Below are 13,107 nucleotides of genomic sequence, written 5' to 3' on the forward strand. Positions count from 1 at the left end.
TCAATCATGGTGCCGATATGTCCAAGGTTCAATCGTTCAAGCTTCATCCGCTCGCCATTACCCTGAAGCTGTTATCCATTACGCCCTTTTTGCTGGTCGGTGAAATGGCTCATGCACGGGTACTTGTCCCGGGCGAGGTCGTGACAATTGATGGCTCCACCGCGCCGGATAACTACGTGTTGAACGGTGCTTCGACGCTCAATGCCAATGGCGCGCAGACCCGTGACATCACCGTCAATAACTCCACCCTCAACCTCAATGGCAGCGCCGTACAGGCTACCGGGAGCGCCATCGGTGTGGGGCTCAATGCGGGCGTAGCAAACATTGTCCGCAGCACTATTTTCAGCAATGGAACAGGTCTTTCGGTTGCCCGTAACGCGGCGGCCACGCAAGGGTCCACCGCAACCGTGAGTGACAGCACGATCAGCGGGGGAGCAACGGGTGTTTCGATCACAGGCCTGGGCAAGCTGACGCTGCTTCGCACCACTGTCGCCGGGACCGGTGCTACCGCCTCCGGCATGCGGATTTTCGGCGGCTCGGTCGAAGCCACCGGCAGCAATATTACCGGCAATCAGCATGGCATCGAGATGTCGCCCGACCCGGTGGTCGGTAGTCCGGGCACGCTCGAATTGAACAAAAGCCATGTCACCGGTTTGAATGGTTCGGCGATTGTTGTCGACTCCCTAAGTACTGGCCCGACCCAGGCCAATATTGCGGTCCTCAATGGTTCGACGCTTAACGCCAGCAACGGCATCCTGATGGATGTGCGCAGCGGCGCGGAAGGTAACTTGCGGGTTGGCAACAGCACCCTCACCGGCGATATCGTCGCGGACGGCGGCAGCACGGCCAATGTATTGCTGGAAGAATCCGCGACCCTGACCGGTCGCTTGCAGAACGTGCGGGACCTGGGCATCAACAGCAACGCGAGCTGGGTGATGGTGGGTGACGGCTCGGTGCAAAACCTCAACATGAATGGCGGTGCCATCAAGTTCGGTAACCCCGGCGACTTCTTCAAATTGAACGTGGGAACGCTGTCGGGCACCGGCGGTACGTTCTTCATGCACCACGACTTCAAAACCGGTCAGATCGATACCCTGACCGTAACCGGCAACGCCACCGGCGACCACACCATCGACCTTAAATCCAGTGGTTCGGAGCCAGTGCGCGCCGGTGCGATTCCGGTGGTGCACATCGGTGGCGGTGATGCCACCTTCAGCCTCGCCGGTGGCGCCGTCGACCTGGGAGCGTTCTCCTATGACCTGGTCAAACTGAGCGCTAACGACTGGTACCTCAATACCCTCTCGCGCACCATCAGCCCGGGCACTCAATCGGTGATCGCGCTGTTCAACGCAGCGCCGACCGCCTGGTATGGCGAACTCAGCACCTTGCGCAGCCGCATGGGCGAAGTGCGCATGGACCACGGCAAGGCCGGTGGCTGGATACGTGCCTACGGCAACAAGTTCAACGTTGACGCCAGCTCGGGCGTCGCCTACCAGCAAGTTCAGCAAGGCCTGTCGTTCGGTGCCGATGCGCCGTTGCCGATGGGGGACGGGCAGTGGTTGGTGGGTGTGCTGGGCGGTTACAGCCAATCGGACCTGGACATGAGCCGTGGTACCAGCGCCACCATCGACAGCTACTACCTGGGCGCCTACACCACTTGGCTGGATGAATCGAGCGGCTACTACTTCGACGGCGTGCTCAAGTTCAACCGCTTCCAGAACGAATCCGATGTGCGCCTGAGCGACGGCACAAAAGCAAAGGGTGATTACGACAGCCATGGCGTGGGTGCGTCCCTGGAGTTCGGTCGACACATCAAATTGGCTGACGATTATTTTGTTGAACCCTTCACCCAACTCTCCGGCGTGGTCATTCAGGGCAAGGACTACGACCTGGATAACGGCCTGTCCGCTGAAGGCGATCGTACTCATTCCTTGCTGGCCAAGGTGGGCGCAACCGCCGGCCGTAACTTCCAGTGGGATGATATGGCCGTGCAGCCTTACCTTCGCGCTGCGTATGTGCACGAGTTCGCCAACAACAACGAAGTGAAGGTCAACAACAACACCTTCAATAACGACCTCTCGGGTTCCCGTGGGGAGCTGGGTGCCGGTGTCGCCGTGTCGCTGAGCGACAAGGTGTCGATTCATGCCGACTTCGATTACAGCAATGGCAACAAGATTGAACAGCCGTGGGGGGCGAATGTGGGCGTGCGATATAGCTGGTGATCGTGCGGGGCTAAGTACTGTCCCGACTAACAGTAACTAGCTAGGAAATTCGAGATTTATGTTTTGTTTATCGGTCAAATTTCATCGGCTATTTTGTTGTGAACTAGCCGGCTTCTCCCCTCTGAAATAAAAGAAACACTTATGAAGTTATTACACGAGCAGCCTCGCTGCGATGCTTGAATTGTTCAAAGGAGTTGAAATATGTCGGAAAATTATTCGTTATCAGAAGTTCTTGAAAGGATTTACCACAACCAATTGGCACTGGAAGCGGCAGTGATGGAGCTAACAATCTTGGTGGAACAGCGGGGTTCCGCTGATGTAGGAGTGAATATTCGAGGGGCGCTCGATGCGATCGGTCACAACGCGGGACATATCAAGCAGGGAATGGCGCGTTTGAGGAATCTCAATATTCGCTGAGAAAAATTCCAGACTTTCTGATTGCGCGGCGGGCTTGATGTAAAACCAATGCTTTTGTTGACCCCCATCGCGAGCACGCTCGCTCCCACAGTTCGATAGTGTTCACGATTCTCGTGTTCACCGCAGATCACTGTAGGCGTGAGCTTGCTCGCGATAGCTACCTCAAGCGCAACGATTGTCTCAAGCCTTCCACGCCCCGGGATTGACCAGATTAACCGGGCGCTCGCCCGCCAGCGCCGCCAACAGATTGTCCACCGCACACTTGGCCATCGCCTCCCGCGTTTCATGGGTGGCCGAGCCGATGTGTGGGGTCGCCACCACGTTGTTCAGTTGCAGCAGCGGCGAATCATGATTGAGCGGTTCACGCTCGAACACGTCCAGCCCGGCGGCGCGAATCTGTCGTTCGCTCAGGGCCTTGATCAGCGACGCTTCATCCACGACTTTGCCCCGTGAAATATTGATGAAGATGGTCTCTGGCCGCATCAACGCGAACTGCCGCTCACCGATCAGTCCTTCGGTTTCGGCGGTCAGCGGCAGAGTCAGGCAGACAAAATCGGCCTGCTGCAGCAATTCGTCGAGGCTGCGGTATTGGGCATTGAATCGCTGTTCAATCGCCGGTTTCGGCGAGTGGCTGTGATAGATCACCGGCATGCCGAAGCCGAAGTGCCCGCGCTGGGCCAGGGCTTCGCCGATGCGGCCCATGCCGATGATGCCCAGGGTTTTGCCGTGCACATCGCTGCCGAAATACGCGGGACCGATGTTGCGGGTCCACTGGCCGTCGCGAACCATGTTCGCCAGTTCCACCACACGCCGCGCGGTGGCCAGGATCAGCGCGAAACCGGTGTCGGCGGTGGTTTCGGTGAGCACGTCCGGCGTGTTGCTGAGCAGGATGCGCCGCTCGGTGAGGTAGTCGATGTCGTAGTTATCGACGCCCACCGAAACGCTGGCGATGGCCTCCAGGCTGGGCGCCAGATCGAGCAGTCGGGCATCCAGTTTCAGGCTGGCGCCGAGCAAGCCTTGGGCGCGGGGCAGGGCGTCGCGCAGTTTGGCCAGGCCCTCGGCATCCAGGCTTTCGATCAGCGTCACTTCGGCCTGCTCGTGCAGGCGAGCCATCAGTGGCGCCGAGAGTTTCTTGTACAGAACAACCTGCTTTTTCATCGTCATCATCTCAATCAGGAATGTGCAGTGGTGGGCTTTAAGGCGACCGTGGGCCGCTCACGATCACTGGCACCGGGCTTGAGGAAAATTGTCAGGACCACCGAGAGCATCAACGCGCCGCTCATCAACAGGTACGAGGCACCGGGCGAGCCGGTGGAGCTGTTCAGGTAACCGACCAGATAGGAACCGCCGAACGAACCGAGGGCGCCCATGCTGTTGATCAGCGCCATGGCGCCACCGGCGACGTTGGCCGGGAGGATTTCCGGGATGATTGCGAAGAACGGGCCATAAGGCGCGTACATGCAGGCACCGGCAATCACCAGCAAGGTGTAGGACCACCAGAAATGTTCGGCGCCCAGGGCGTATGAACCGTAGAACGCAATCGAGGCGATCAGCAGCGGTGGCCAGACGAAGCGTTTGCGTTTTTGCAACTTGTCCGAACCCCAGGACAGCAACAGCATGCCGATCACCGCTGCCAGATACGGCAGCGCGGACAGCCAGCCGGCCTCGACCATGTCCATTTGTGCACCGGCCTTGAGGATCGACGGCAGCCACAGCACAAAGCCGTATACGCCAATGCTCCAGCAGAAAAACTGCAAGGCCAGGATGATCACTTTCGGTGAGCGGAACGCTTCGGCGTAGTTTTTCACTGCTTTGATGCCGACCTGCTCGGCGGCCAGTGCGCTTTCCAGGTCCTGTTTTTCCTGGTCATTGAGCCACTTGGCCTCGGACGGACGATCATCGGCCAGACGCCACCAGATGAACGCCCAGAGCACTGCCGGCAAACCTTCGATGATGAACATCCAGCGCCAGCTGTAGTGCTGCACCAGATAGCCCGAAACTACCGACATCCACAGCATGGTCACCGGGTTGCCGAGGATCAGAAAGGTGTTGGCCCGCGAGCGTTCGGCACGGGTGAACCAGTGGCACAGGTAGATCAGCATCGCCGGCATCACCGCGGCTTCGACCACGCCGAGCATGAACCGGATGACGATCAGCCAGTAAGCGTTGGAGACGATTCCGGTCAACGTCGCCAGGCTGCCCCAGAGGATCAAACTGACGAAAATCAGTTTTTTCACGCTGTGTTTCTGCGCGTAGATCGCCCCCGGCACCTGGAAGAAAAAGTAGCCGAGGAAGAACAGTGCGCCGAGCATCGACGACAGGCCCGGGGTGATCATCAGGTCGGCAGCCATCCCGGAGGCGGCGGCGAAGCCGTAGTTGGCGCGGTCCAGATACGCCAGGCTGTAGGTGATGAACACGATGGGCATGATGTACCACCAGCGGCGGGTGGCGAGCGTTGCGGTTTTCATGGGTGATGCTCCTGAGCTTGTTGTTTTTGTCGCAGCAGGTGTTTAGATCTCGATTGACTGTGCTGGCCTCATCGCGGGCAAGCTCGCTCCCACATTTGATTTATGTTCGACACAAATCCCCTGTGGGAGCGGGCTTGCCCGCGATGGCGGCCTCAAATTCGCTGACCATTTCAGACCGGGTCGGCAATCCTTCCATGTCCCCGCGGCTCTGCACCGCCCGGCTGCCAATCCAGTTGGCCCGTTGCACGGCTTCGGCAAAGCTGTGGTTTTCCAGAAGAGCGCTGATCATGCCGACGGCAAACCCGTCGCCGGCACCGACCGTATCGACCACCGTTTCCACCGGCACGCCGGCGACGAAACCCTGATCAAGATGAGTGCGGTAATAAGCACCGTGTGGTCCCAGTTTGATCGCCACGGCTTCGGCGCCCTGGTCGAGGTAGAACGCGGCGATGTCGGCCGGGTCGTCGAACCCGGTCAGCAGGCGCCCTTCACTCAGCCCCGGCAGCACCCAATGGGCGAGGGCGGCGAGGCGGTTGATGTCGGTGATCATCTGCTGTTCGCTGGCCCACAGGCTCGGGCGCAGGTTCGGGTCGAACGACACGCTGCGCCCGGCCTCGCGCATGCGGGTCATCAATTCGAACGACATCTGTCGCGCCGTTTCCGACAGTGCCGGCGGAATGCCCGTGGCGTGCAGATGCCGGGCCTTGAGCAAGTCCGGCACGATCGAGTGCGGCGACAAGTGACTGGCCGCCGAACCACGGCGGAAGTACTCGACCACAGGGTCGCTGCCATCGTCGGTGCGCGACTTGAGCTGAAACCCGGTGGGGTGCGCGGGGTCGATGTCGACGTGGCGGCAATCCAGGCCTTCTTTCTCCAGTGTGTCAATCACGAACCGACCCAGGGAATCGGCGCCGACGCGGCTCAGCCATGTCACGTTGAAACCCAGACGCGACAGGCCAATGGCGACGTTGCTGTCGGCGCCGGCAATGCGTTTGTGGAAGGCGTTGACGCTGGCCAGGTCGCCGGCCTGCTCGGCGACGAACATCGCCATGGTCTCGCCGAACGAGAGGATATCGATCTCAGACATCAGCGGTCTCCAGCGGCGTTTGGCCGAGGCGGGCGAGGGCGGTGACGTGTTCGGTGGTCAGTTGCACCAGGTCTTCACCTTGCAGCGGATATTCCGCGGCGCGCATGACGCCTTGGGCCATGTGCCGCAGCAGGTGTTCCCACTGTTGCAAGTCGCTGGCGGCGGGTGGAATGGCAACCAGTTTGCCGTCGGCGCGGCGCGTGACCGCTTTGCAATGCACATAACCGACGTGCCGACCGAGCAACCGCGCAGCGCTGGCGGCGGACTGGTCCTGCCATTGCCAGTTGCCGATATCGAAGGTCATTTTGATCGGCAGCTGATGTTGCTCGACTTCATTGAAGAACCGCTGGAACGGCTCGATGCGGCCACCGTGAAGGGTCTGGTCGTTCTCTACCAGCAATTGCACGGCACTGTCGCCGAGCAGGCGGGCGAGGCTTTGCAGGTCGCTGTTGTCGGTGAAGTAACCCAGCGACACTTTCAGCCATTTGGCGCCGAACAGTCGGGCGCGCTGCAGGGCGGTGATCAGTTCGGGATTAGGTCTGGATTGACCGGCCAGCCACAGTTCCATCGGTGATGAGTACACGCTTTCCAGGCCCTCGGCCTGAGTCGCGTCGGCCAGGTGCTCGGGGTTCTCAAAGGTCAGCAGCTCTTCGCGCCATTCGATGCGTGTGGCCCCGGCGGCAGCCAGCACTGAGATGAAACTGCCCTGGCCGCGTTGGCGCACCAGATCGGCGCCGTAGCTGGACAGGCTGATGGAAACGGCGGGTTTGTTCATTGTTTTTCTACCTCTGAAACCGGTTTCATTTTTGTTCAAAAAAAGAGTGATCTTTGTATTCACATCAAACCCCTGTAGGAGCTGGCTTGCCAGCGATGAGGCCCGTCGAGTCACTGGAAAATTCCCAAGGTCGACCCTCTCACCACCAACTGCGCCGAAAAATCCAGGGTCCGCACCGGCCCGTTATCCCCGCGCAAGCGCTTGAGCAGACACTCAAACGCGCTGGCGCCAATCTCCGTGGTCGGCTGGGCGAGGGCGGTAATGCCGCTGCCCACCAGCGGGTACCAATCCAGGTCATCAAGGGCAATCAGCCCGACGTCTTCGAACAGCTTGCACCCGAGTTCACGCAGCGCGTGGGTGCTGGCCAACGCCGCAATCCCGTTCGCGCAAAACAGCGCTTTCGGGCCAGGGCCTGGCGTGTCGAGGAAGGTCTTCAGTTGTGCGTTCAGATCGCGACCGGTTTCGAGGTGCGCGCCGCGAAGCGCCGGACGTTGCTCAATTTGCGCCTTGAAGCTGCTGACCCGCTCGATTCGCGAGCTGGTGCCATCTGCCGGTTCGGTGACCAGCAACACATCGCGATAGCCGTGTTCTTCAAGATGATTGAGTGCGATGTCGATGGCCTGCGGGTTGTTCAGCCCGACCATGTCGCTTTCGAGGTTCGCGACCTTGCGATCCACCAGCACCAGGGGCATTTCCCGGTGCAGTTCATGCAACTCGTCACGGTGATGGCCGAGGGTGTTCACGATCAGGCCTTCGATGTTGTACGAGCGCAGCAGGGCCAGGTGCTGACGTTCCTGCTCGTCGTCGCGGTCGGTGTTGCACACCACCAGGCTGTAGCCATGCTGCCGACAGGCGGTTTCTACCCCGTGCATCACGGCGATTGAATAGGGGTTGCGGATATCGGCCACCAGCATGCCGATGAGGCGGGTACGCCCGCGCTTGAGGCCGCGGGCCATCTGGTTCGGGCGATAGCCCAGTTCGGCAATGGAGTGTTCGATGCGCCGGGCAATGGCATCGGAGAGCAAAGCGCGGTCTTCGCCGATGAACCGCGAAACGCTGGCCTTGGAGACCTTGGCGTGTTCGGCCACGTCGAGCATGGTCACACGGCTGCGCTGGGCGGCGGAGAAATCGTTCACGGTCTGAAACCTTCTTATTGGATTTATAAGGCTGAGCGCAGGGCGCTGAAACCGGTTTCAGAAGACACCAGAAATGAATCGTCCGTCAAGTGCTGGATGAATCACCGCCCGCCAAAAGCCGACCAGCGGCGCTCAGGACAGCATGCTTAACCAAGCCGAACCCAGCAACAACAGGCCCATGCAGCGGTTGAAGCGCTGCAGGGCACGAGGCGAGCGCAACCAGCGCGCGGAACCGGCGCCGAGCAATGCCCAGGCCCCGAGGCACGGCAGCGAAATCAGAAAAAATGCCAGCGACAAGTACATCACCTGCGCCAGACGGTTTTCACCCGCGCCGGCAAACACGCTGACCACGGCCAGCGCCATCATCCAGGTTTTCGGGTTGATCCATTGCAGGCCGGCCGCGCCCAGCAAACCGAGGCGCTTCCCGGTATTTTCGGCGGCAATGGCGACTTCAGGCGCGCGAAAGATTTGCCAGGCCAGATAACTCAGCCATGCCACGCCGGCCCATTGCATGCAGGTTTGCAGCTGCGGCCACTCGGTCAGCGATGTCCCGGCGCCCGTGCCCACCAGCAATACCAGCAGCGCGGCGCTGGCGCAGGCGCCAAGAATGATCGGAACGGCCGCCGCCAAGCCGAATCGGGCACTGTTGCTCAGCACCAGAATGTTGGTCGGGCCGGGGGTGATCGAAGCCACAAAGGCGAACAGCAGAAAGGGCAGCAACGTCGGAAAAGAGGACAGCATCGCAGGCAAACTCCGGTGAAGATCATTGAAGCTGATCTTCACCAGTCAGGCGCTTGGCTGTCTGGAAGATTTGAGCAGCGCTTGCGGTAGAGTGCCGGTGTCAGGCCGTAGGCGCGCACGAACCAGCGGCCCAGATGACTCTGGTCGGCAAAGCCCAGGGTCATGGCCACCGTTGCCGGTTGTTCGCCCCGGGCGAGCAACCGACGCGCCATGGCCAGGCGCAATTGCACCAGATACGCGTGCGGTGCGATGCCGTAGGCGGCCTTGAACGCACGGGTCAAACGAAAGCGGTCGACCCCGGTAATGGCGGCCAGTTGATCGAGGCCGATGTCCAGTTGTGCGTTGGCGTGCAGATAGTCCCGAGCCTTTTGCGCAACCAGCGGCAGGCGTGGGTCTTCGCCATAGCGCGTGCGCCAGTGCAGGTGACTGGTCAGGCGTTCAAGCAAGCCATCGAGCGCGGTCTGGCGCACGATTTTCAATTCACCTCGGTGCAACGTCTCGAAGGCAAGGCTGGTAGCGTGGGCCAGGCGCGAATCGCTGGCCAGGGTGTTGGCAAAACTCAACTCGCTGTTGTCGGGCGCGTTGTTGAATACAGCACCGAGCTCACGCTTCAACCACTGCGGGTCGAGGTACAACATGCGATAGGTAAACCCGTCGGCGGTCGGTGCCTCACCGTCGTGAATGTCGCCCGGTTCCAGCAAAAACACCTTGCCCGGCGTGCTCTGGTGCCTGGCTCGTCGACAGTTGAACTGCTGAACGCCTTGCTCGGTGACGCCCACCAGATAGCTGTCGTGCCAATGCGGATCGTAGGCGTGGCCTTCGAAATGCGCGCGCAGGGTCTCGATGCCGGTATCGGCGTCCTGGGCCAGATCGAGCCAGTTGTGAGAAGTCATGGGGCACCTGCGCGGCGGATTTGCCGGTCTATTTAACGCCCGTCCCGAGGGCGATGACTAGAACGTTTGTGCAGCCGTCAGTTGAACAGCCCGGCGGCGATGTGGATCGAGAATCCGAGTATCGCTGTGTTGAACAGAATACCGATCAACGACTGGGCGGGACGGTGTAAACACCTTAGCCCAGGGCAGTCTGTCATGACCACAAACCGAAGACGGTGGGATCTTTGTGGGAGCGGGCTTGCCCGCTCCCACAAGGATTTGTGTTGGTTCAGGTTGATTGATGGCGTTTACGCACCAGCTTCATCACCACCACAAAAAACACTGGCACGAACACCACCGCCAGGGTGGCCGTGATCATCCCGCCGATCACCCCGGTGCCGATGGCTTGCTGGCTCGCCGAGCTGGCGCCGGTGGCGATGGCCAGCGGCACTACGCCGAGAATGAACGCCAGTGAGGTCATCACGATTGGCCGCAATCGCAGACGTGCTGCTTGCAGCGTGGCGTCGATCAAGTCGTGGCCTTCGTCGTACAGGCTCTTGGCGAACTCGATGATCAGGATCGCGTTCTTCGCCGACAGGCCGATGATGGTGATCAGCCCGACCTTGAAGAACACATCGTTGGGCATCCCGCGCAAGGTCACCGCCAGCACCGCGCCGAGTACACCCAGCGGCACCACCAGCAATACCGAGGTCGGAATCGACCAGCTTTCGTACAACGCCGCCAGACACAGGAACACAATCAGCAAGGACAACCCGAGCAGGATCGGCGCCTGACTGCCGGACAGGCGTTCCTGCAAGGACAGGCCGGTCCATTCCTGGCCAAGCCCCGCCGGCCCCAGCGCCACCAGCCGTTCGATTTCCGCCATGGCTTCGCCGGTGCTGTGGCCGGGTGTCGGTTCACCGGAAATACTGATTGCCGGGTAACCGTTGTAGCGGGTGAGCTGTGCCGGGCCTTGAATCCACCTGGCCTGGACGAAGGCTGACAGCGGCACCATCTTGCCGTTGTTGTTACGCACGTGGATCTTCAGCAGATCGTCCACCTGACTGCGTTGGTCGCCTTCGGCCTGCACCACAACACGCTGCATGCGCCCCTGATTGGGGAAGTCGTTGATGTAGCTCGAACCGACGGCGGTGGACAGCACACTGCCAATATCGGCAAAGGACACGCCCAAGGCATTGGCCTGTTTGCGGTCGACGATCAATTGCACCTGCGGTGCCTCGGCCAGGGCGCTTTCGCGCACGTTCATCAGGATCGGGCTCTTTTCAGCCGCCGTCAGCAACTCGGTGCGTGCCTGCATCAACGTGGCATGGCCGAGGCCGCCACGGTCTTGCAGGCGGAACTCGAAACCGCTCGACGTACCGAGGCCATCTACCGGTGGCGGCAATACGGCGAAGGCCATGGCGTCCTTGATCTGGCTCAGGGCGATGTTGGCGCGATCGGCAATCGAACTCGCCGAGTCGTCGCTGCCACGTTTTGACCAGTCCGTGAGCGTCGAGAACGCCAGCGCCGCGTTCTGCCCGCTACCGGAAAAGCTGAAACCGAGAATCACCACACTGTCACCGACGCCGGGTTCGCCTGCGTTGTGGGCCTCGATCAGTTCGGCCACTTGCACCGTTCGGTTCTTGGTTGCGCCCGGCGGCAACTGAATATCGGTGATGGTGTAACCCTGGTCCTCCACCGGCAGAAACGAGGATGGCAGGCGCGCGAAGCACAGCCCCAGACCGATCAGCAGCACGCCGTAGATCAGCAGATAGCGGCCAGTGCGCTTGAGTGCATAGGCGACCCAGCCTTGATATCGATCAGTCAGTTGCTCGAACCGACGGTTGAACCAGCCAAAGAAACCGCTCTTTTCGTGATGCTCACCCTTGGCGATCGGCTTGAGCAGGGTCGCGCACAGCGCCGGGGTCAAGGTCAGGGCGAGGAACGCCGAGAACAGGATCGAGGTGGCCATCGACAGCGAAAACTGCCGGTAAATCACCCCGACCGAACCCTGCATGAACGCCATCGGGATGAACACCGCCACCAGCACCAGGGTGATGCCGATGATTGCCCCGGTGATCTGCTTCATGGCTTTGCGTGTGGCTTCCTTGGGCGACAGGCCTTCGGTGGCCATGATCCGCTCGACGTTCTCCACCACCACAATCGCGTCGTCCACCAGGATGCCGATGGCCAGCACCATGCCGAACATGGTCAGCACATTGATCGAGAACCCCAGGGCCAACATGGTCGCAAAGGTGCCCATCAACGCCACCGGTACCACCAGCGTCGGGATCAACGTGTAGCGGATGTTTTGCAGGAACAGAAACATCACCGCGAACACCAGCAGCATCGCCTCGCCGAGGGTATAGACCACTTTGGTGATCGAGACTTTGACGAAGGGCGACGTGTCGTACGGAATCTTGTACTCGACGTTCGCCGGGAAGTAGCGCGACAGCTCGTCCATCTTCGCCCGCACCAGGGTAGCGGTGTTCAGGGCGTTGGCACCGGGCGACAATTGCACGCCGACGGCGGTGGACGGCTTGCCGTTCAGGCGCGTGGAGAACTGGTATTCCTGACTGCCGATCTCGACCCGCGCCACATCGCCGATGCGTACCGTGGAGCCATCGGGATTGGCCTTGAGCACGATGTCGGCGAATTCTTCCGGCGTCGACAACTGGCCTTTGACCAGGATCGTCGCGGTGATTTCCTGGGTGCTGCGACTCGGCAAATCACCGATGCTGCCGGCCGAAACCTGAGCGTTTTGCGCGACGATGGCGGCGTTGACGTCGGCGGGCGTGAGGTTGAAACCGATCAGTTTCTGCGGGTCGATCCAGATGCGCATCGCCCGTTCGGCGCCATACAACTGCGCCTTGCCGACGCCGTCCAGACGTTTGATCTCGTTCATCACGTTGCGCGCCAGATAGTCGCTGAGCGCCACGTCGTCGAGCTTGCCGTCGCTGGAGGTGAGGGTGATCAGCAGGAGGAAACCGGCGGAGACTTTCTCCACCTGCAAACCTTGCTGGTTGACTGCTTGCGGCAGGCGCGACTCCACGACTTTCAGGCGGTTTTGCACATCCACCTGGGCCATCTCCGGGTCAGTGCCGGGCTGGAACGTCGCCTTGATCGTGGCGCTGCCGAGGCTGCTCTGCGATTCGAAATACAGCAGGTGATCAGCGCCGTTGAGTTCTTCCTCGATCAGGCTGACCACGCTTTCGTCCACGGTCTGCGCCGAAGCGCCCGGGTAGACGGCGTAAATTTCGATTTGCGGCGGCGCGACGTCAGGGTACTGCGCCACCGGCAACTGCGGAATGGCCAGGGCACCGGCGAGCAGGATGAACAGCGCGACCACCCAGGCGAATACCGGGCGATCGATAAAGAACTGCGGCATA

General features: G+C 60.7%; 10 protein-coding genes and 1 pseudogene. 2 read left to right on the forward strand and 9 right to left on the reverse strand.

Annotated features, from left to right (window positions below; genetic code table 11):
- Positions 1-17: 17 nt before the first annotated feature.
- Both M5G20_RS05725 and M5G20_RS05730 read left to right on the forward strand, forming a co-directional pair.
- Complete coding sequence (locus M5G20_RS05725) at positions 18-2,222, forward strand: autotransporter outer membrane beta-barrel domain-containing protein (RefSeq protein WP_273918305.1); 2,205 nt, start codon at positions 18-20, stop codon at positions 2,220-2,222.
- 201 nt (positions 2,223-2,423) lie between these two features.
- Complete coding sequence (locus M5G20_RS05730) at positions 2,424-2,639, forward strand: hypothetical protein (RefSeq protein ID WP_150733110.1); 216 nt, start codon at positions 2,424-2,426, stop codon at positions 2,637-2,639.
- A gap of 180 nt (positions 2,640-2,819) precedes the next feature.
- Here the strand turns inward: M5G20_RS05730 and M5G20_RS05735 are convergent, their stop codons facing one another.
- The 9 genes and pseudogenes from M5G20_RS05735 to M5G20_RS05775 all read right to left on the reverse strand — a co-directional run bounded on the left by M5G20_RS05735 (position 2,820) and on the right by M5G20_RS05775 (position 13,106).
- A complete protein-coding gene (locus tag M5G20_RS05735; protein WP_273918306.1) occupies positions 2,820-3,797 on the reverse strand; it encodes a 2-hydroxyacid dehydrogenase in 978 nt (325 codons plus the stop codon).
- Between the two features lie 14 nt (positions 3,798-3,811).
- Positions 3,812-5,107, reverse strand: coding sequence for an MFS transporter (locus M5G20_RS05740; RefSeq protein WP_273918307.1), 1,296 nt, complete (start codon positions 5,105-5,107; stop codon positions 3,812-3,814).
- 100 nt (positions 5,108-5,207) lie between these two features.
- Complete coding sequence (locus M5G20_RS05745; protein ID WP_443218291.1) at positions 5,208-6,194, reverse strand: sugar kinase; 987 nt, start codon at positions 6,192-6,194, stop codon at positions 5,208-5,210.
- Positions 6,187-6,969, reverse strand: a complete 783-nt coding sequence (locus M5G20_RS05750) for a sugar phosphate isomerase/epimerase family protein (protein ID WP_273918308.1) — start codon at positions 6,967-6,969, stop codon at positions 6,187-6,189. Before M5G20_RS05750 ends, M5G20_RS05745 begins: the two co-directional genes overlap by 8 nt.
- 110 nt (positions 6,970-7,079) lie before the next feature.
- Positions 7,080-8,105 carry a LacI family DNA-binding transcriptional regulator gene (locus M5G20_RS05755; RefSeq protein ID WP_273918309.1) on the reverse strand — a complete coding sequence of 342 codons (1,026 nt, stop codon included), beginning with the start codon at positions 8,103-8,105 and terminating at the stop codon, positions 7,080-7,082.
- Between the two features lie 132 nt (positions 8,106-8,237).
- On the reverse strand, positions 8,238-8,846 hold the full coding sequence (locus M5G20_RS05760) for a LysE family translocator (RefSeq protein WP_273918310.1): 609 nt from the start codon (positions 8,844-8,846) through the stop codon (positions 8,238-8,240).
- A 38-nt stretch (positions 8,847-8,884) separates the two neighbouring features.
- Entirely contained in the window at positions 8,885-9,739 is an 855-nt protein-coding gene (locus M5G20_RS05765) for an AraC family transcriptional regulator (RefSeq protein WP_273918311.1), read from the reverse strand.
- A 77-nt stretch (positions 9,740-9,816) separates the two neighbouring features.
- Positions 9,817-9,897, reverse strand: a pseudogene (locus tag M5G20_RS05770) (DUF1345 domain-containing protein); the annotation flags it as partial.
- A gap of 110 nt (positions 9,898-10,007) precedes the next feature.
- Positions 10,008-13,106, reverse strand: a complete 3,099-nt coding sequence (locus tag M5G20_RS05775; protein WP_273918312.1) for an efflux RND transporter permease subunit — start codon at positions 13,104-13,106, stop codon at positions 10,008-10,010.
- Position 13,107 lies beyond the last annotated feature (1 nt).

Source organism: Pseudomonas sp. TNT2022 ID1044 (assembly GCF_028656895.1).
Taxonomy (GTDB): domain Bacteria; phylum Pseudomonadota; class Gammaproteobacteria; order Pseudomonadales; family Pseudomonadaceae; genus Aquipseudomonas; species Aquipseudomonas reinekei.